The 18986-nt window shown below is 59.5% G+C and carries 17 protein-coding genes; 6 read left to right on the forward strand and 11 right to left on the reverse strand.

Translation table 11 applies throughout. The annotated features are described in order from the left end of the window. Positions 1–274 precede the first annotated feature (274 nt). On the reverse strand, positions 275–1513 hold the full coding sequence (gene serA / locus ACR9ZQ_RS36835; protein ID WP_481430272.1) for a phosphoglycerate dehydrogenase: 1239 nt from the start codon (positions 1511–1513) through the stop codon (positions 275–277). Positions 1514–1984: 471 nt separating this feature from the next. Here serA and ACR9ZQ_RS36840 point away from each other — a divergent pair, with 471 nt between their 5' ends. Further along, a complete protein-coding gene (locus ACR9ZQ_RS36840; protein WP_481430273.1) occupies positions 1985–2392 on the forward strand; it encodes a hypothetical protein in 408 nt (135 codons plus the stop codon). A gap of 444 nt (positions 2393–2836) precedes the next feature. After that, positions 2837–3592 carry an SOS response-associated peptidase family protein gene (locus tag ACR9ZQ_RS36845; RefSeq protein ID WP_481430274.1) on the forward strand — a complete coding sequence of 252 codons (756 nt, stop codon included), beginning with the start codon at positions 2837–2839 and terminating at the stop codon, positions 3590–3592. Between the two features lie 273 nt (positions 3593–3865). Here ACR9ZQ_RS36845 and ACR9ZQ_RS36850 read toward each other — a convergent pair whose 3' ends face one another. Further along, the gene (locus ACR9ZQ_RS36850) at positions 3866–4249 is read right to left on the reverse strand and encodes a winged helix-turn-helix transcriptional regulator (RefSeq protein WP_481430275.1); all 384 of its coding nucleotides are present in this window, start codon (positions 4247–4249) and stop codon (positions 3866–3868) included. Between the two features lie 187 nt (positions 4250–4436). Here ACR9ZQ_RS36850 and ACR9ZQ_RS36855 point away from each other — a divergent pair, with 187 nt between their 5' ends. Next, on the forward strand, positions 4437–5429 hold the full coding sequence (locus ACR9ZQ_RS36855; RefSeq protein WP_481430276.1) for a quinone oxidoreductase family protein: 993 nt from the start codon (positions 4437–4439) through the stop codon (positions 5427–5429). Between the two features lie 188 nt (positions 5430–5617). On the opposite strand, the gene ACR9ZQ_RS36860 is transcribed toward ACR9ZQ_RS36855, so the two are convergent. Both ACR9ZQ_RS36860 and ACR9ZQ_RS36865 read right to left on the reverse strand, forming a co-directional pair. Continuing rightward, on the reverse strand, positions 5618–6607 hold the full coding sequence (locus tag ACR9ZQ_RS36860; RefSeq protein WP_481430277.1) for a DUF2332 domain-containing protein: 990 nt from the start codon (positions 6605–6607) through the stop codon (positions 5618–5620). A 116-nt stretch (positions 6608–6723) separates the two neighbouring features. Then, positions 6724–7161 (reverse strand): MarR family winged helix-turn-helix transcriptional regulator, encoded by a 438-nt coding sequence (locus tag ACR9ZQ_RS36865; protein WP_481430278.1) that lies wholly within the window; start codon positions 7159–7161, stop codon positions 6724–6726. An 82-nt stretch (positions 7162–7243) separates the two neighbouring features. Here ACR9ZQ_RS36865 and ACR9ZQ_RS36870 point away from each other — a divergent pair, with 82 nt between their 5' ends. Next, positions 7244–8116 carry an SDR family NAD(P)-dependent oxidoreductase gene (locus tag ACR9ZQ_RS36870; RefSeq protein WP_481430279.1) on the forward strand — a complete coding sequence of 291 codons (873 nt, stop codon included), beginning with the start codon at positions 7244–7246 and terminating at the stop codon, positions 8114–8116. Between the two features lie 394 nt (positions 8117–8510). Here the strand turns inward: ACR9ZQ_RS36870 and ACR9ZQ_RS36875 are convergent, their stop codons facing one another. The 7 genes from ACR9ZQ_RS36875 to ACR9ZQ_RS36905 form a co-directional block, all read right to left on the reverse strand. Continuing rightward, positions 8511–9035 (reverse strand): pyridoxamine 5'-phosphate oxidase family protein, encoded by a 525-nt coding sequence (locus tag ACR9ZQ_RS36875; RefSeq protein WP_481430280.1) that lies wholly within the window; start codon positions 9033–9035, stop codon positions 8511–8513. A 1173-nt stretch (positions 9036–10208) separates the two neighbouring features. Further along, positions 10209–11594 (reverse strand): LLM class flavin-dependent oxidoreductase, encoded by a 1386-nt coding sequence (locus ACR9ZQ_RS36880; protein WP_481430281.1) that lies wholly within the window; start codon positions 11592–11594, stop codon positions 10209–10211. Between the two features lie 25 nt (positions 11595–11619). Beyond that, complete coding sequence (locus ACR9ZQ_RS36885; RefSeq protein ID WP_481430282.1) at positions 11620–12846, reverse strand: SfnB family sulfur acquisition oxidoreductase; 1227 nt, start codon at positions 12844–12846, stop codon at positions 11620–11622. 7 nt (positions 12847–12853) lie between these two features. Then, complete coding sequence (locus ACR9ZQ_RS36890) at positions 12854–14095, reverse strand: SfnB family sulfur acquisition oxidoreductase (RefSeq protein ID WP_481430283.1); 1242 nt, start codon at positions 14093–14095, stop codon at positions 12854–12856. A 19-nt stretch (positions 14096–14114) separates the two neighbouring features. Continuing rightward, a complete protein-coding gene (locus tag ACR9ZQ_RS36895; protein WP_481430284.1) occupies positions 14115–14768 on the reverse strand; it encodes a methionine ABC transporter permease in 654 nt (217 codons plus the stop codon). Next, positions 14749–15876 (reverse strand): methionine ABC transporter ATP-binding protein, encoded by a 1128-nt coding sequence (locus ACR9ZQ_RS36900; RefSeq protein WP_481430285.1) that lies wholly within the window; start codon positions 15874–15876, stop codon positions 14749–14751. The genes ACR9ZQ_RS36895 and ACR9ZQ_RS36900 overlap by 20 nt, the downstream gene beginning before the upstream one ends. A 17-nt stretch (positions 15877–15893) precedes the next feature. Next, positions 15894–16697, reverse strand: coding sequence for a MetQ/NlpA family ABC transporter substrate-binding protein (locus ACR9ZQ_RS36905; RefSeq protein WP_481430286.1), 804 nt, complete (start codon positions 16695–16697; stop codon positions 15894–15896). 379 nt (positions 16698–17076) lie between these two features. Here ACR9ZQ_RS36905 and ACR9ZQ_RS36910 point away from each other — a divergent pair, with 379 nt between their 5' ends. Further along, entirely contained in the window at positions 17077–18639 is a 1563-nt protein-coding gene (locus tag ACR9ZQ_RS36910; protein ID WP_481430287.1) for an FAD-dependent oxidoreductase, read from the forward strand. Next, positions 18636–18974, forward strand: coding sequence for a 4Fe-4S binding protein (locus ACR9ZQ_RS36915; RefSeq protein ID WP_481430288.1), 339 nt, complete (start codon positions 18636–18638; stop codon positions 18972–18974). Before ACR9ZQ_RS36910 ends, ACR9ZQ_RS36915 begins: the two co-directional genes overlap by 4 nt. The last annotated feature ends 12 nt before the right edge of the window (positions 18975–18986 follow it).

Genomic DNA, 18986 nt, shown 5'->3' on the forward strand with positions numbered 1-18986 from the left:
CGAAGTGGAGTGCCGGGCCTGCGGCCGAACAGGAAGCTATGTCCGCGCAGAACTCGTCAAAAAACACGGTGCCAGCCGCCACTCTGCGCGCGGCGGATGTCTCCTTTTGGCGCGCAGCAGCCCTCGTAGATTAGCAGAGTCCACCCGCGATCACGTACTTCAGCAGGCCGCCCGCCGCTTTAATCGGGCTGCTCTCGCCTCGCATTAAAAACCACCTTTGCAGGCGGCGTGGAGCGCCTACGCGTCTCCATGCCGATGCAAATTGCTCGATGCGTCAGTACAGCAATCTCGTTCTGATCGTTCCCGGTATCTCGCGTAGCGCCTGAAGAATATCGTCGGCTGTCTGGGACATGTCCTCGACTTCGATAACCACGTACCCCGTGTCGCCATGCGTCTGCAGGAATTCGGCGACGATATTCAGCCCGCGGGACGAGAAGATCTCATTCAACTGGATGAGCATGCCGGGACGGTTTTCGTGAACATGGATGAAGCGCGTACCGTTCGGGCGCTCGGGCAACTGGACCTGCGGAAAGTTGACGGCACCCATCGTCGAGCCGATGTCGGAATATTCGACCAGCTTTCTGGAGACTTCCCCGCCGATGCGCTCCTGGGCCTCTTCTGTCGAGCCGCCGATATGCGGTGTCAGAATGACATTGCTCAGGCCCTGCAGCGGCGTTTCGAAACGCTCCTTGTTCGATGCCGGCTCCTTGGGAAACACATCGACCGCCGCACCTGCCAGATGGCCCTCTTTCAAGACCTTTGCGAGAGCGCCGAGATCGACCACCGTGCCGCGGGAATTGTTGATGAAGATGGCGCCCTTCTTCATGCGACGCAGTTCGGCCTCGGTGATCATATTGTGCGTCGATGGCGTTTCCGGAACGTGCATCGTCACATAATCCGAGATTTCCAGAAGCTCGCCGAGCGAAGCCATCGATTCTGAATTGCCGCGGCGCAGCCTATCGGAGAGATCGAAATAGCGCACCAACATGCCCATGCTTTCCGCAAGAGCACTCAGCTGCGAGCCGATATTTCCGTAGCCGACGATGCCGAGGGTTTTTCCACGGACTTCTCGGCTGCCGACAGCAGATTTCTCCCATCCGCCCTGATGCGCCGACGCCGAGCGTGGGAAGATCTGCCGCGTCAGCATGATGATCTCGCCGATCACAAGCTCGGCCACCGAGCGCGTATTCGAATAAGGCGCGTTGAATACCGGAATCCCGCGGCGGCGTGCCGCTTCCAGATCGACCTGGTTCGTGCCGACGGAGAAACAGCCGACCGCGATCAGCTTCTTGGCAGATTCGAAAACCTCTTCCGTCAGTTGCGTTCGGGAACGAATGCCGATGATGTGCGCATCGGCGATATGTCTCTTGAGATCCCTGTCATCAAGCGCTTTCGGCAGATGCACGAGGTTGGTGTATCCGCAAGACGAAAAATAGTCCACGGCGCTCTGGCTGATGCCTTCGAGCAGAAGCACGGAAATTCGGTCACGGGGCAGGGAAAGCTGGAGAGGCATAGAGAGACTTTCGTTTTCCGAATTTAAATAGGTCAATGTCGATTGCGGCCTTGCGGCGCATTACAACATGGCTTTGCGACCATCCGACAACCAGCGCAAGCACAAATCCCGATATTCTCTGCTTCTGTTGAATGCGCTTCCGCGATTAATCTCGAATTGCGCTAGTCAACCCCGCGACGTCTGCAAGCGGCGTGCTCGCGCCCCTCAAAATGTTGCGGCTGAAACTGGTGCTTGGTCTCCCCCTCACATCATGCGGGTGGAACGACTGCAATTGGGGCGCGAAGCAGTCATTGTAGGTTTGCAGGATTCATCCGCGAATCCCGCAAACCCGAAGGCCGCCCGCTTAATCGGGCTTTCTCCCCCGCATGGAATTTCAAGATGGCATTTTAGCATTTCCGAAACGTCGTCCTTGACTCCTTTAAGAATGAGAACATAATAAGAACATCACCACCAAGAAGGAGGATGACGGCGATGAGCAATCTGCCGAACGATAACCTGTGCGAAGAGGAGCCCTATGAGGACCCGACTGGCACTTATTGGACACCGCCAGAAGCTTTGAACATTCACCAGATCCATCGCGACATTCGCACGGTCCTAGTCGGGGCTTTGGGTCGCCGCGGTCCCGCATTCCTAGTGACGACAGACGGCAATGGAAAATATGAATTCTATGGCGCAGGCACCGTCGACATGGCGTCGTGCATCCCTGTCGGTGCCTTCACCATCGCGATCGACAGAGAGAACAATCGTGCTTGCGGTGTCTGCCATTGCGACGGCGAACTCGGTGTGACCGAACCGATGAAGTTTCCATTCAAGGGTGACATCGATGTCGCTTTTGCGGACTTCTATTGCCTCGCCAGAGATGAAGGCCATGTGCTTTGATGGTCGGGACCCAGTTCGGGCCGATTGTTCGCAAAACATTGAAGCCCGCAGGTGCTCCAAGGACAGATGTGCGGTGAGCAACCGCGACGCAACTGATTATTGATGGTCACTCTCGCGAACACCGACCACAAGGTTGACGACAATCACATCTGAGCCGATGCACTCAGAACAGATGCCGAAAGCATCCTCGTCGAACTCGTCCTTGCTCTTTCTTTGATGGCAGCAATCGCAGACGACGCTTCCGCAGTGCGAAAACCGCGCCGGGGGCAGGATCTCGACAAGCGGACATTCTCCCGCGCGATTGGCAGGTTCTGGCATGATAACCTCCCTGAATTCCTATACGACATGAAATAGGAACGGTTGTCGGCGCTTTCCAGATCGCGGGTGTTGGCACCCTTATTCCGGTCGGCTACGTTGCGCATCCCAACCGACGGGAGGTGTGGCTTGTGCAATCTTTACCGCATGGACGACATTGATTGGGTTCGGAAATGGGCGATCGATGCCGAGAGCATGATCAACCCCATGCCCAGGTATCAGATGAACCCTGACCAGATGGGTCCCATCGTCCGCAACACCGCGGACGGCCGCAAGCAGCTCGTCCATGCCCGCTGGGGACTGCCATCTCCGACGCGCGTCCAAGAGGAAGCTGCCGAGGGCCGGGCCGCGAAACTCGCGGCGAAGGGGAAGCCCTTCGATATGGACGAACTGATCAGGATGGAGCCAGATCGCGGCGTGACGAACGTCCGGAAGCTCCATCTCAAGCACTGGAGGCAATGGTTCGGCATCGAACACAGATGCATCGTGCCCGTGACGACTTTCGCAGAACCCGATCCCGCCAGTCAGGAGCCGGGAGGGAAAGTCCCGAATGCCTGGTTCGGAAGGGATGAAAGCCAGGAGCTGATGTTCTTCGCCGGGATCCATGTGCCGCAGTGGACCAGCGTCCGAAAAGTCAAGGACGGGCTTACGACGGACGACCTTTACGGCTTCCTGACGACGAACCCCAATGAGGTCGTTAGGCCGATCCACTGGAAGGCGATGCCCGTCCTGCTGATGACGAAGGAGGAGACGGATATCTGGATGAACGCGCCCTGGGAAGAAGCGCAGCATCTCGCGCGCCCGGCACCGGACGATGCAATCATGATCACGTCACGCGAGCCATACGGATCCACCATCGTTTCGAAAGAGGGCGAACCCGTTTAGGCAATTTTTCTATGACAGCGGGGATGCTGTGGGTCGAAACGACGACCAACGAAGAGGCTCGAGCACTCAACCGCCAGATGTGGGACTGTCGCTCGGCGTCCATATTCACCATCATCGGCATACAGTTTTAAAAGCGTCCGCAGATCTGTGAACGAGAGATCAACAAGCTGCAGGATGACCACCTTGATTAATTCCGGGCCTACTGCGTTGCCTCGTATTGTTGCCACTCAAATCCGTAACCGTCCAGTTCACGTCCGTCAGACGCCTTGAGTACTACAGGTAGCAGCACCTCGTGGCGCTTGCTGTCCACCATGCTCGCCTTGAGTTCCCCAGGTTCGAACGTGTGCCTCTCCCCCACTGCCAGAGAGCGACAATGATCACATGCAGATCCCTGCCCTTTTCGGTCAGCACATACTCCTGATAAGCGCTGCCATCCGAAGCTGGGATCATCTCAAGGATTCGTTCGTCCACTAGCTTCTTGAGGCGGGCTGCAAGAATGTTCTTCGCTAGACCCAGTCTTTTCTGGAAGTCGCTGAATCGACGCGTGCCATAGAAGGCGTTGCGAACGATCAGCAGAGACCACCAGTCTCCGATTTCGCCCACAGAGCGCGCTATGGCGCATGCGCTTTTCTCGAAACTCGTGCGCTTTCCCTTCAAGATGTCAGTTTCCTTCAACACGAGGGCGACGCCGCCCACACCATCTTACAGACCATACCATGAAAAGAAATCAGTTGCAAAGTTAAACCACTTGCGTATAGCTAATCCAGTAGCAAAGTTAAACCACCTGCGGAAGTCCGCCTTAGGCTCCAAGCAACATTTATCCCCGCACACAAGGAAATTCGACATGAAAGCAGTCCAGTATCAGGCTTACGGCGACTACCATCAGAATCAGGTGGTGGACCTGCCGAAGCCCCACGCCGCCGACGGCGAGGTTCTCGTCGACATGAAAGCGTTCGGCATCAATCCTCTCGACAACACATTCCGATCGGGCCACTTTTACGCAGCAACCCCTGAAAACCTGCCGCGTATCGGTGGCCAGACGGGTGTGGGCATCGTTGCCGAATCAAAATCCGCGGACTTCGCAGTTGGTGACCGGGTGTTCGTGACCGGACGTGGCTTTGGTCTCGTCGCTGACGGCACCTGGCGCGAATACGTCGCTGCTCCCGCAGCCGGACTGGCCAAGGTCCCGGTCCATCTTGACGACGCTCACGCTGCTGCCTTCCTAGCGGGGGCGGGATACCTGACTGCCTATCTGGTACTCACCGAATTCACGCAGTTCAAAGAGGGCCAAACCATCCTTGCTCCGGGCATCGGAGGTGCAGTTGGCATGGAAGCGGTGCAGCTCGCAAAGGTTTTCGGAGCTTCGAAAGCCATTTCCACGGCCAGCACGACAGCCAAGGCCCAGCAGGCCAAGGCCGCGGGATACGAGCACGTCATCGATCTCTCCAAGGAGGGCATGAGGGACGGCGTGATGCGCATAACCAAAGGGAAGGGTGTAGACGTCGTTATCGACGGCGTAAGCGGCACGCTCACGAAGGACTCGGTGGGGTCACTCGCACAGGGCGGAATGCTCGCAGTTGTCGGCTATGCCGGAGGCCGTGAAGCGGAAGTCGATGTGACCGACATTATCTGGAAGGCCGCCACAATCCGAGGCTTTACGATGAGACTGTTCACTCCGGAAAAGCTGGGCGCGGCCCAGGCGAAACTCCGGGAATATCTGGCGGAGAAAAAGCTACAGCCCACCGTCGCCAAGACGTTCCCGCTCGACCAGGCGCCCGATGCTGTTCGCTATCTGATTGAGGGGCGTCCCTTCGGGCGTGTAGTGATGACCGCTTGAGGTAGTTGCTCCGGGTCAGCGAAGCCGGATCGTTGATTTGCACTGAGAGCTGGCCCGGAATTTGCGCCGAGAAGTGACCCGCCTTAGATATCGTTCGTGTCGGTCGTGGTGGGCAAGTTCCGCCCGCGCCCGCCTTGATGCAGCCCCCGGTCAAGCCCGATGCTGTGTGCGATATTCAGGCCAGGCCCTTAAGCCTCGTCCGCGATCCATGCGAGCGAAGCTCCATGCGGGTCGGTCCAGGCGACAGGAGAGCGGTTCACGGACAGGAGGAAGCGCCCGGGTGGCCAACTTGTTCCTGCGCGCGTGGCGATGGACGGGAATGCGCGGGGGAACTCGTTCGATACCCAATATGGAGCGAGACGCATCGCCTGGTCGGCGAAAGCCTCCCTGTCTGCGGGGTCGGAGATGTAGTCGAGGACGGCAGTGTGAAAGACGACAAGGGTGGCGTCCTTTGGAGCTTCGCTGCAGAGCCGAACGAACTCGCTCCCGCGCAGGTCACCCTTTACGATCCGTGGCTTGACCGTGGCGGCGATCTTCACGGCCGCCTGCAAATTGGCAAGCCGTTCCGGCTGCTCCGGCCAGACTAGTGTCTCAAGCCATGCGACTTGCGCAGGATCCGAAACATCGATTGGACTGAGGTCCAACCCCGCCCGCCAGACGACGTGCGGCGCGGCCGTCGGCAATGGGGTCGTCTCGCTGGCGGAGCAACGGAAGACAGGCGGCTGCGAGGCCATCTCGGGTGCGCGGATCGCCTTGTGGCCGTAGTCGTAACCATAGAGGTCCGGCATGAGGCAGAGCCCTGCGGAGGTCCCGACCTCGAGGAGCGCCAGCGGCTGCGGCAATCGCGCCAGGACGGGGAGCAGCGAGGCGCACCTTCCTGGTTCATTGGTTTGTGTCGAACGCTCGAGCATCAGCGAACGGACAGCGTCGGGATGGGCCAGGAGCACCTGGCGGAACTCAGTCCAGTCCGTCGGCGTGCCGAACAGGTGACGCACTGCAGCAAACAGAAGGTTCGGTTGCCTTTTCATGTCCGGGAGCGTCGATAGAAAGCCGAGTGTCTCCCGGTCCCCAGCGACCGCATGGGCTAACGCCTCGTAGAGCGGCGAACGTCCGCAGGCTTCTTCATCCGCGAAGCGAACATAGCGGGCCGATATCTCAGCCAAACCCTCCTCGTCCATGTCAGCTGATCCTCGATTTCGACGTCTGGTCACACTACAGGATCTTCGGATCGGATGGCAGTCAAATACGGACTCCTGATACGCAGTGGTCGAATGATCAAGGACTAATCGCATCCCTATTCGTGCCGATTGAACTTCCGGAGCAATTCTTTGAACTGGGCAAGCTCGGCGTCGCTCCATCCGTCGATGCGGGAGTAGAAGGCCCCGGCCTTCACCTCGATAGATGCCTCAACCCTGGAGATTCCGTCTACCGTCAACCGATAGATTGTCGAACGGCGATCATCGGGATCGGTTGCCGATTCCGTCAGCCCCAGATCGCATAGGGACTTCAACAGCCTGCTGACCGCGCTCTTGTCCATATCGAGCAATTCCGAAAGCTGGCTGCCCTTTGCGCTGCCTCGTGCCGACAGGATCATCGCAATCTGGTAGGCAGCCGGCTGAAGCTTCGGGTTAAACCGTTCTGCCGACGCGATGGTGATGGCCCGTGAGGCAGCAAGCAGCGCATTGAGCTCCCGGCCCAGCTCCTTGAGATGTTCGACGCGCGTTTCTTCCATAAATACCTGGGCCCTAATGTGGTGGACATATATCAACTAAAAACGCATAGTTGATATATGTCAACCAAATACGGTCTTGCAAATGCCTCAGCGTCCGAAAGTTCTCATAACAGGTGCCACCGACGGTATCGGCCAGCTCGCAGCGATAGAGCTGGCGCGCCAGGGAGCCCATCTCATCCTGACGGCAAGAAGCCAGTCGAAGGCGGCAACCACGAGCGCGCTGATTGAGGCTGCCGCACCGGGCGCGGCCATCGATGTGTTTTACGCGGACTTCTCCGATCTTCGAGCGGTGGTCGCGGTCGGCAGAGCAATCGCCGCCCGGCATCCGCATATCGATGTGCTGGTCAACAACGCTGGTCTGCATGCCTTCGAACAACGCATTACCAAAGACGGTTTTGCGGAGATGATTGCCGTGAACTATTTCGCGCCGTGGCTTCTGACAATGACACTGCGCGACACGTTGGTACAGTCGGCTCCTGCCCGTATCGTCACCGTTGCGTCGGAGGCGTCCCGTCAGAGTGGCAGTCTCGACATCAACAACGACCTTCTGGATACCGCCCCCTTTACCGCTCGTGGATCCTCCAGGGTCTATGGCCGCACCAAGCTTCTGGGCATCATGTTCTCGATGGAGCTGGCACGACAGCTTGAAAGCACCGGGGTGGCCGTAAACTGCCTGGATCCAGGGTTCAATGTTACGAGCCTCGGCCGTGAACTTGGGTTTTCAGGTCCCCTCGCGAAAGCTCTGAACTGGCTGGGGATCGGAAATCCGGCGAAAGGTGCCGGCATCATCGTGCGCCTCGCAACCGATCCGAAGTTCGGCGCGAACACTGGGCACTACGTCTCCGTCAAAAACGCAAAAAGGCTCACTCCCATCGCGCCAGGGGACAGTGAGGAGCTGCGTCGAAGTCTGTGGAAATTGACTGTAGATGTGACGAGCCGTTTCCTCGAGGGCTGAAACGCCACATACTCCTGCCTGTCGCGATGGGGCAAATCGAATACGCCTATACCGAAACGCGGCGCGGCACGCTCCGTCGCTGACGGCTTGGTGTTCTTCACGCTCTACGTCGAGGCCATCGTGGGGACGGACAAATGAAGCCTCGCATAAGATCACTGTCTGGAATGCTCACGCCGGTTACCGACGAGGTTTCCGGTCTTCCTGCGTTTCAATTTCTGGAGAAGATCAATACGGCGGCCGCGTTACGGCATATGAAGCGAAACCCCGGGAGGAGCGATCTTTCACGCCTGTCCCGGAATCCATCGCTCGCTCTCACGGCCGTCCGGCTGATTTCTCCGCCGACCCGGTTGTCGTGATTTCATGATGACCCGCATATCGAGCCCGAGACGCAAAATCAAGGTGAGACCCTAAGGCCATGCCACTTGGGCCGCCGATCCCGATAGAAGGCATACCTCATCCTTTCATCGCCAGAGACGTCCAGCCATTCGGCGCTGGCAACTGAGATTGAGATGAGCGCGAAGCGTTCGTAGGGCTCCATTGGATCCGTGTCGTCCTCCCACGACATCGGTCTTCCGTCATCATACAGTGAAATTCCAGGCGGCAAGGCTGCCTCGAACTGTTTGCGGGTATGCGGTTTAAGCCGATCCCACATCGAGCGCCGGGCGTCCTCGTTCTCCACGACCGCGGCTCTGCCAAGTAGCGTGATCTGGACGCGGCTCTCGAGGTCGTAGGCAATCGCACTGACCATCGGATGATTTCGGATGTGCTTAACCTTCGTCGACCGGATGTCCGTGACGAAGGAGACCGTTGCCTGATCGAAGTTCGCGTCGCGGAGAATGACCGTTCGCAAGCCCGGAAAGCCAGTGTCGCCGATCGTCGCAAGCTGCACGGCGGCCGACCCTGCAGATCCATCGGCCATCGCATGGAGACGTTCCCAAATGTGATCGAGGTGGCGCATGTCTTTCATCGGGATACTCCATTTGGTCAACCGTCGCGCCAGACGCCATCCACAGCGGTCAATGGTCGCCGCCGGCTCTTATCCATAAGCGCGAACCATAGGATTTCCTTGCTCGCCGCCCTCACACAAGTTTCCTAACCTGAAAAGGGAAACTCGGCGACTGTATCCAGTGAGCCCGCAACTGCCCAATCTAAAGCGCCTGAACAATGTCCAGAAGCGCAACAGTCACCGCGTGGATCGAACACTTCTCAAGAGCCGCCCGGATTATTTCGGCACCCTGTTTCCTAAGCGGAACGCGAACAATCCTTCGGAGCCTCGGCTCCGGATCAGCCACGAGCACGTCGAAGAAGCGTTCGACATCCTAAGGGCGTCCGGCCCGACGCGCTAGGTTTCACATAGCCGGACCGCCACAGCGGCCAATCCTCGCAACTACGCGCAGCGATTGGCCGACCAAGCATCGCCGTCCTCATGCGCTGTACCTAAGTCGGCGAGCCGGTAGCCTTCGATATTGAGTTCGCATCCTGAACCACGATCCCCGGACTTCCTCGCCGCGAATCACTTCACGTTCCTCCAGCGCGGCCACAAGGCGATCATTCCGGCTCGATTTCGGTTGACTATTTCACATGCTCTTGCGAGCTGGTCCGAGAGAACGCGCTCAACCTGCTGCCGCACGTCGGTCGTTCTCCCGAAGTCTCTGAAGAAGTTCCGGGCTCGGTGCGTGGGTGTAAGCGCTCTGTCGCGCAGGGGGTGTTTGGGGGCATGACAGAGGTTACAAGATTCGGTCCGCGCGAGCTTCTCCATATAATGCTTCAAATACAGCAAATTAGTGCGATGTAGGCGCGAGGAATGGCTCCGTCCGATCGAGATCGCCGACCAGTTCCTGGAGGCGGCATCTGACGACCTGACGCTGCTCATTCTCGATAGAGGGGACGCTGCCGGACGATCGATGTGAGTGATTGTCATTGGAATTTCTGCTATAGCCCCGACTTCGCGTGGGAGTCGGGCGGGATGTCTGTAGTGAGTTGCCGGGACTTTGGGCAAGGTCTCTCCGAAGTCCTTCATCTCCCTCCCTTGTTCCCGAGTTGGACCGACTGGAGACGACCTGCAGTCCTGCGCGGTCGATGACGGCGACTTCTAGCGTGCCGCCGTTGCACCTTTTTTCGTCGAAGGACGATATTGTCCGGCGGGATGGCAATTCGGCAGCCTGTCGCTTTCGCCGAAGATTTTTCGTCGTAGGGAGCCGTGCTCGTAGCGTGTCTTGTAGAGGCCGCGATCCTGCAGGGCGGGCACCACATGATCGACGAAGTCTTCGTAGCTTTCCGGAACGACGGTACGGGTTAGATTGAACCCATCGACCTCCCCCTCTTCGATCCAACTCCCCAGTTCATCGGCGACCTTCGAGGCGTTGCCGACGATCGTCGGATAGCGTCCGCCGATGTTAAGTTCGCCGAGAAGCTGGCGTTTTGTCCAGCCACGCTGCTTAGCTAGCTGAGTCGCCGACTGAATTGCGTTGGACGTCCCGTAGACGATCGGCTCGTCAAGATCGTATTTCGAAAAGTCGATCCCCGTGCTTGCCGAGAAATGCGCAAGTCCAGCCTCGGGGTTTGCATATCGAATATATTCGGCATGCCTGTCTTCGGCTTCCTTCTGTGTCGCGCCCGTGACGACAGTCGTCCCGACGAAGACCTTGATATCGTCTGGGCGACGCCCGGCTTCGACGGCCTCTTGACGAAGAGCCCTAGCAGCGGCTCGGGCAGCATTTTTGTCCGTTGCCGTGATGAAGACGCACTCCGCGTGGCGGGCCGCAAACTGGCGTCCCCTGCCCGATGTTCCCGCTTGGTACAGAACGGGGGTCCTCTGACGAGATGGCTCGCTCAAGTGATAGCCGTGCGACCGATAGAATGCGCCATCATGTGCTATGGGCCGTATCTTGCCGGGATCCGCAAAGATCCGGTTTGCCTTGTCGAGCAAGACCGCGTCGTCGTCCCAGCTTCCCTCCCACAGCTTGTAGAGCACTTCGAGGTATTCGTCGGCCCTGTCGTATCGACTGTCGTGCTCTGCCTGGGCGTCCTGCCCGAGCGCTCTGGCCGCGCTGTCGAGATATCCGGTAACAATGTTCCATCCTATCCTTCCATCGGTCAGATGGTCGAGCGTCGACATCCGCCTGGCGAATAGATAGGGCGCATCGGAGTTGACATTGACGGTGACGCCAAAGCCTAGGTTCTTCGTCACTGCGGCCATGGCCGAGACCAGCAAAAGCGGATCGTTCACTGGTAACTGGATCGACTCCCTGACGGTCAGATCGGTAGAACCCTGGTATATGTCGTAGACGCCGATGATGTCGGCTAAGAACACACCGTCGAAGAGGCCACGCTCCAATGTCTGGGCAAGCGAAGTCCAGTAGTCGAGCGTCTTGTAGCGATGCGACTGATCACGCGGGTGGGTCCACAGACCGTGATTGATATGGCCGACGGAGTTCATGTTGAACGCATTCAGCAGAATCTGCTTCTTCTCAGTCAAGGTCTCTCTCCGCCTTTGGCTGCTTTCAGATTGCGCCGTGGCGCGGCGGGAGCTTTCCGCTCAAATAGTAGTTTCCGATCGCCTGGTACTTCCAACGAACCGGGTCATGCAGGGTATGCGTTCGCACGTTGCGCCAGTAGCGGTCGAGGTTGTCCTCCGAGAGAGTGGACGAAGTGCCCGAGAGCTCGAACAGCTTGGTCCCGGCCAACAGTCCCGCCTTTGTCGAAAGTATCTTCGCCTCTGCGACCGCGATCGATGCGGCTGCGACAGTCCCTTCCGTCATGTCGAGCTGTGCGGCGTCGACGAGTGCCGCAGCCCTTGCAACCAGGGCCTCCGCAGCACGAAGCCGCAGCTTGACCTCGCCGACGCCAAAAAGGGTCAGCGGGTCGTCGACGGCACGCTCGACCTTGGCGTCGATCCAAGGACGCGAGCGCTCCTTGATGAACTTGAGCATCTCGCGGTAGGCGCCCTGCCCGATCCCCAGATCGATCGCGGCATGCATGAGCTGTGCCTGCGGGCCAATCGTCGTCGCCCGGTCGAAAGACGCCTGGAACGGGACGATCCATTCAGGTTGGACCCGCACATGCTCGAATTCTGCCGAACCGCTGCCTGTAATACGCTGGCCAAACCCATCCCAGTCGTCGGTGATGGTGACACCTGCAGCGTTCCGGGGGACGAAGACCAGATAGCTAGTCTGCCTTCCGTCCTCTTCCGCCACGGTAAGGGTCGGAATCCAGTGCGCATAAAGCGCACCGGTGCAGTAGAACTTGCGTCCTTCGACGAAGGCGCCGTTCTCGTTGCGAACCAGCCGCGTCCGCCGCGTGAAGTCGCGCTGTCCGACTTCCGCTAGAGCGTTGCCGAACCGATCACCCGCAAGAACGCGGTCGTAGAAGAAGCGCTTCTGCTCCTCGCTGCCGCCAACCCGAAGCACCTCAAGGGCGTAGTAGTGGTTCTGCGGGATCTGAGAAAGCGAGCCGTCAGCCGCGCCGATGATAGCGATGACCTCAGCAAGCGTTCGGCTGGAGACCCCCGGCCCGCCATACGCCCGAGGTATAGTGATGCCCCAGAGGCCGCTGCCGCTAAACGCCTCCAACTCGTTCCAGGGCAGCAGCCGGTCGCGGTCGCGTTCCGAGGCGCCCACCGCGAACTCGTCAGCAAGCCGGGTTGCGACCTCAATCGCCTCTTCGTCGCTGGCAATGGACGCAGGGCGTAGCTTGAGGTCGGCATAAGATCCAGGTACTGCGTTCGTCATCGACGCCTCAATTCCACTGGTGTCTGGCAGGGTAAGCACCGGTCAGCTCGTACTTGCCAATCAGGTGATACTTCCAGCGAACAGGGTCATGCAGGGTGTGGACGCGCGCGTTTCGCCAGTGGCGACCGAGATTGTGCTCCTCCCTTGTCGCCGACGATCCCCCGAGATCGAAAAGCTGCTCGGTCGCGGCAAGCGCGATCTCGGTGGTTAGTATCTTCGCCTCGGCGACCGCGACTGACGCCAAAGCGCTGGAGGCGTCGGTGACTTCGTCCCTGGCAACACGATCGATCGTCTCAGCCGCCTCGTATAGGACCGCCTGCGCTGCATGCAGATCCGTGTAGAGACTGCCGATCGAGTGAATGATCGTTGGATCGTCAATCGCCGATGAGACACCCGAGTTGACCCATGGCCTTGCGCGATCACGCACGAAGGCGACGGCGTCGCCGATGGCTGCCGCTGCAATCCCCGAGTCGATGGAAGCCTGCACGAGCTGCGAGATCGGTCCGGCAAGCCCCGGACGATCGGTATAGGACCAGACGGGGAAGACGAGTTCAGGGTCGACCAGGACATCGGCGAATTCGACGGAGCCACTTGCCGTCGTGCGCTGCCCGAATGACGACCAGTCGTCGATGACGGTCACGCCGCGCGCATCGTAGGCGGCCCAGACCTGGACGGCTCGCCCTTGGTCGTCGATCGCCCTCGTCGGTATCCAGTGAGCAAAGATCGCCCCGGTCGAGTAAAAGCGGCGGCCGGTCAGGCGAAGACCATCGGGCGTCGACTGCAGCAATGTCGTGCTGATGGCCACCGACTTCGTCTTCTTCTCCGGCCCCGCATTTCCAATGCGGAACCCATTGAGGACGTCACCGAAGATTCGAGTCTTCTGGCCGTCTGAGCCCACGTCCCTCAGCAGTGCGAGCACACCGAACTCGTTTTGCGGAATCTGGCCGAGGGCTGGATCTGCTGCACAGAGAATCTCGAAGACCTTTGCCAGGGTGACGTTGGACACTTCGGCTCCGCCAAACGCCTTCGGGACGGTGATCCCACCCAGGCCGCTCGCAGTGTATTGATCGATCTCGTCCCACGGTAGGAGTCTCTTGGAATCACGCTCGGACGCGCCGACCACGAAGCGCTCCGCCAGACGCGATGCCACGTCCAACGCTTCCTGATCGCTCCTGATGAGGTAAGGTCGCACGGGCGACGATGGGCGACGTCGGGTTACGTCGGGAGCGTGTGAACTCTGGTCAATCATGTCGTATCGAACTTTCAGATCAGCGGGCGCGCAGATAGCGAACGGCGCTGTCGCCGGCGAATTGTACCAGGCAAACCAACGCGATCAGGACGACGATCACGGCCGCCATGACGGTCGTGTCGAAACGCTGGTAGCCATAGCGGATAGCCATGTCTCCCAACCCGCCAGCACCGACTGCACCAGCCATGGCGGAGGCGCCGATGACGCTGACGAGGGTGATGGTGAAACCTCCGATGATGCTCGGGAGTGCTTCGGGGATCAGCACGTGTCGGACGATATGCCATCTCCGACAACCGATCGCCTGCGCCGCTTCGACGAGGCCCGGATCGACCTCGCGAAGACTGACCTCGGCTATTCGCGCGAAGAACGGGGTGGCGCTGATGGACAGTGGCACGGCGGCTGCCCAGACGCCGATGGTCGTCCCCGTGATCAGACGAGTGAGCGGTAGCAACGCCACTAGAAGCACGATGAACGGGGTTGCGCGAAAGCCGTTGATGACCGCTGCGAGCACCCGCTGCGTCTTGGGCGCGTCGATCAGCCCGCCGGGTTGGGCGAGCACCAGAAACACCGCGAGCGGAATGCCTGCCGCAAATGCGATCAGCGACGACACGCCGACCATGGCAATCGTGTCGAGCAACGCCTGCCACAGGCGTTCATACATCATCGCCGACATACCCAAGTATCCTGACCTGATGGGCGAGTCCGTCGAGGCCCGAAGGCACCGTGGTTCTCGCCTCGTTGACGGAAATGAGCAGGCGGCCGCTCACGTGTCCCTGAATACGGTCGAGCGAACTCTGCAAGACCCGCGTCGACGCACCCAGCGCATCTGCGATAGCTGCGACGTCGGGTTCGAGCCCGTCCTGCCCGGTGTAGGCAAGTTCCATGACCGTCCTCGTCGTCTCCCCATCGGGCTGGCCACGAAGTCGACTTCGAACGTCTTCGGGGATGTCGCGGTTCAATGGTTGGAGCAGTGCTTGCGTTGCCGGGTGGGTCGGGTTTCCGAACACCTGCCATACTGGGCCCGCTTCGGCGACGCTTCCTTCGTCAAGGACCAGAACCTGATCACAGACTTCTCGGATGACGCTCATCTCGTGAGTGATCAGGATGATCGTAAGATCGAGTCGGTGGTTGATGTCCTTCAGCAGCGCGAGGATCGACAATGTCGTTTCCGGATCGAGTGCGGACGTGGCCTCGTCGCAAAGTAGGATTTCCGGTCGGTGAACCAGTGCCCTCGCAATGCCGACGCGTTGCTTTTGTCCGCCCGACAATCGCGACGGGTAAGTCTTTTCCTTACCCACAAGTCCGACAAGCGCCAGAACCTCGGCGACACGCTCCTCGATTTGGCGCTTCGGAACGCCAGCGACGACCAGCGGAAACGCAACATTGCCCCAGACGGTCTTCGATGACAGGAGGTTGAAGTGCTGGAAGATCATTCCGATCCTGCGGCGAAGCCCAACCAGCCCGTTCTCATCGAGCGAGGAGACATCGACGCCGTCGACCGTGACACATCCGCCAGTCGGCCGTTCCAGACGATTGATCGTGCGAAGAAGGCTGGACTTTCCGGCACCGCTTCGACCGATGATCCCGTAGACCGATCCGGCGGGCACGTCGACAGAAATGCCGCGAAGCGCATGCACTTCGCCTGCTGAGGACTTGTAACGCTTCTCAACATTGACGAACGACACAGTGCCGACGTTATGCAGTGGCCCCGGCAGAGCCTGCTCTACCGGGACTGCTGTCAACGCTGGTCCTTCCGACCGGTCGCCTTCCGTATCAGACACGCGTCGTGCCGTTGCATTCAATGTACCCATGGGAGCGTATAGAGTTTGGGATCCGACGCGAAAGCCTTGTCGATTGCGCCTTTCACGGCGTCCGACTTCTGGTACAGGTCGACCAGTTCCTTGATGCCAGCATCATCGACCTTTGCCGACTGGACCGCGAAGACGATCGCGAACTGCTTGTCGTCGACGCCCGAGTACAGCAGTCCCGAGCTCGGATCGAAAGCCTTCGAGGCGACGATGAAGTGGGGGTAGCCCTGTGCAAGATCGACGTCGGCCGTCACGCGGGAGAGCTGCGGTCCTTCGACCTCGTTAAATGTCAGGTGCTTGGGATTGTCGGTGATGTCGTCGAGCGTTCCCTTGAAGCCGACGCCATCCTTGAGCTTTAAAAGGCCTGCCTTTTGCAGGAGAAGGAGGCCGCGTCCCTGGTTCACCGGGTCGTTGGCGATCGCGACGGTGCCCTTGTCAGGGATCTCGTCGAAGCTCTTGTGCTTGAGAGAATAGAGGCCGATGTTCGCAAGCACGCCGATTCCGGCGCTCTTGAAATCGTAGCCGCGTTCCTTGATGGCGTTATCCAGGAATGGCTGGTGCTGGAAGTAGTTCACGTCAATGTCGCCCGACTGCAGAGCTATGTTGGGCGTAGTCCAGTCTGTGAATTCGACGACCTGGATGTCAAGACCCTTAGCCTTTGCCTCAGGAACCAGCGCCTCGATCGAGTCGGCATATACACCGGGGACGACCCCCACCTTGATCGTTTCGGCGCTGACGCTGCCCGCCAATGTCAAAGCCGCGAGCGCGACGATTCCAGCAATGTACTTTCTCATGAACGTCCCCTGTTGTTCTGAGACGTAAGCTATTGTCCATCAAAGACGTAGACAAAGCAGATTTTATCGATGGGAGCGGTGAGAGGAGAAAAATTTTGCGGCACTGCAGCAAACCAGGAGGCCGTTGATCAGGTCGGCCGGGAGGCAGCGCGGTAAACGGCTCCGGTTCATCGTCATTGATGCCCGTGGGTGAGGCTTTCGCTCCGGCGGACGCCAAACCCCACTCTGGCTTTTCGTTCTAGCTTCGAAGGCTTCTGGCGCGTTTGTACGGCTGACCAGCGGACACAGAATTTTTTTCCTGTAATCGCCGAGAAGCTGGCAAGCACTTTCTCGATAAACTCTATATAGTTTGTAGTCTAATTCGCAGATGCGAGGGACCATGAGCGTGACAGCAGGCAGACTAGATACGGACGTACTCGTCGTTGGTGGTGGCCCAGCGGGCTGCTGGGCAGCCTGGAACGCGGCCACGAACGGTGCCAGCGTCGTCCTGATCGAGAAAGGATACGTCGGGACGAGCGGCGCGACGGCTGCAGGCAATACTACCACGATCTACACAAGACGCGGCACAGCCGAACGCGCGGCGACGGTTGACCAGCGGGTTCGTTTGGGTCACGGCTTCACTGAAGCCGAGCGCGTCGAGCGCGTACTGGATCGAACACTCGAGAACCTCGATCTCCTCGCCGAGTGGGGCTATGACTTCCCTAGCTACGAGGACGGCCGTCCCTATCGCGGAATGCTTCGAGGACCCGACTACCTGCGCTTCATGCGCCAGAAGCTTATCAAGGCGCGGGTTAAAGTGATCGATCACTGTCCAGTAGAGGAGCTGCTCCTCTCGGACGGTGCTGTCGCCGGAGCAATCGCCCGGTTCCGTCGGACGGGCGAGACCGTGGAGATTCGGTCTGGCGCCGTTGTCATCGCGACGGGTGGGTGCGCGTTCCTCAGCGGAGCGCTGGGCACCAACAACCTGACTGGCGATGGCTACCTGATGGCCGCCGAAGCGGGCGCAGTTCTCTCCGGAATGGAATTCTCCGCGCAGTACGGGATATCGCCCGCCTACTCCAGCGTGACCAAAGGCGTCGTCTATTTCTGGGGCACCTTCAGTGACGAGCAGGGCAACGTCCTGACCGCACCAGGAGATCGACAGAGCGCCGTCGCCAGCGAACTGATCAAAGGCTCCGTCTACGCTATTCTCGACAAGGCGTCGCCACGCCTGCAGGAGGGCTTCCGTCGCGGCCAGCCGAATATCTTCGTACCCTTCGACCGCATGGGCATCGATCCATTCAAGGAACGCTTTCCGATAACGCTCCGGCATGAGGGCACTGTCCGTGGAACGGGTGGTCTCAAGATCGACGATCGCTCGACGACGACTGTGCCAGGCCTGTTCGCCGCCGGAGACGCGGCGACCCGGCAAGGCATGTCGGGAGCATCAACTGGTGGCGGCGGCCCGAATTCAAGCTGGGCGATGGCGACCGGATCGTGGGCTGGAGAGGACGCGGCAAACTACTTTCGCACTCTCGGTGCAAGCTGGAGATCGAGAGCTTCTCGCCCGGCAAACGAGCGTGGTGCAGTGCCGTCATCTAGCATCCGTGGCGATCTGGACTCTGTTCTGGACCAGGCGAAACAGCAGGTCCTGCCCCTGGACGGCGGCTACTTCAGAAACCACGAGTCATTGTCCGATGCGTCTGGCATCCTGTCCGATCTATGGAACGACGGGGCGTGGCGCTCGGGAGATAGGGCAAAGGTGCGCGAAACCGAGGCGCTGATCGCGACAGCGCGATGGGCGACCGAAAGCGCCCTTCTGCGCAAGGAGAGCAGAGGCCTGCAAAGGAGGACGGATTACCCCGGTGCGAATCCTCTGCTTGCCCGTCCGATCAACTCGGGAGGGACTGACAGCCTCTGGGCATCCTTCCAACCTCAGCAACAAATGAGCGCAGCATCATGATCGAAATCGTCAGCGAGGATCGCTGCGTCAAGTGCGACCTCTGTGTCGACGCATGCCCGGACAACGTCTTCGACGCGGTTCCCGACGGCGCGCCTGTCATCGCCCGGCAATCCGACTGCCAGACCTGCTTCCTCTGCGAACTCTTCTGTCCGACGGACGCCTTGTACGTGTCGCCCCTCTCGGAAGCGATCGAGGGCTCGACGGAGGCCGAGCTGGTCGCGAGAGGCGTCATGGGAAGTTTTCGTCGCGAGATGGGCTGGAAGAATGCGAAGCCGCGGGGGACCGCAGGCGACATGAGCTACCGGATCTTCGAGACCGGAACGATTACACCTTAACTGGAGAGACGC

This window comes from Rhizobium sp. KNZ14-9A, assembly GCF_056755015.1.

Excerpts from the sequence above, each read along its gene's own strand:
- ACR9ZQ_RS36840 (WP_481430273.1), top strand. The coding sequence starts at position 1,985 with ATGAGCAATCTGCCGAACGATAACCTGTGCGAAGAGGAGCCCTATGAG.
- ACR9ZQ_RS36910 (WP_481430287.1), top strand. The coding sequence starts at position 17,077 with ATGAGCGTGACAGCAGGCAGACTAGATACGGACGTACTCGTCGTTGGT.
- ACR9ZQ_RS36855 (WP_481430276.1), top strand. The coding sequence starts at position 4,437 with ATGAAAGCAGTCCAGTATCAGGCTTACGGCGACTACCATCAGAATCAG.
- ACR9ZQ_RS36905 (WP_481430286.1), bottom strand. The coding sequence starts at position 16,697 with ATGAGAAAGTACATTGCTGGAATCGTCGCGCTCGCGGCTTTGACATTG.
- ACR9ZQ_RS36890 (WP_481430283.1), bottom strand. The coding sequence starts at position 14,095 with ATGATTGACCAGAGTTCACACGCTCCCGACGTAACCCGACGTCGCCCA.
- ACR9ZQ_RS36860 (WP_481430277.1), bottom strand. The coding sequence starts at position 6,607 with ATGGACGAGGAGGGTTTGGCTGAGATATCGGCCCGCTATGTTCGCTTC.
- ACR9ZQ_RS36915 (WP_481430288.1), top strand. The coding sequence starts at position 18,636 with ATGATCGAAATCGTCAGCGAGGATCGCTGCGTCAAGTGCGACCTCTGT.
- ACR9ZQ_RS36865 (WP_481430278.1), bottom strand. The coding sequence starts at position 7,161 with ATGGAAGAAACGCGCGTCGAACATCTCAAGGAGCTGGGCCGGGAGCTC.
- ACR9ZQ_RS36870 (WP_481430279.1), top strand. The coding sequence starts at position 7,244 with ATGCCTCAGCGTCCGAAAGTTCTCATAACAGGTGCCACCGACGGTATC.
- ACR9ZQ_RS36885 (WP_481430282.1), bottom strand. The coding sequence starts at position 12,846 with ATGACGAACGCAGTACCTGGATCTTATGCCGACCTCAAGCTACGCCCT.
- ACR9ZQ_RS36895 (WP_481430284.1), bottom strand. The coding sequence starts at position 14,768 with ATGTCGGCGATGATGTATGAACGCCTGTGGCAGGCGTTGCTCGACACG.
- serA (WP_481430272.1), bottom strand. The coding sequence starts at position 1,513 with ATGCCTCTCCAGCTTTCCCTGCCCCGTGACCGAATTTCCGTGCTTCTG.
- ACR9ZQ_RS36875 (WP_481430280.1), bottom strand. The coding sequence starts at position 9,035 with ATGGCCGATGGATCTGCAGGGTCGGCCGCCGTGCAGCTTGCGACGATC.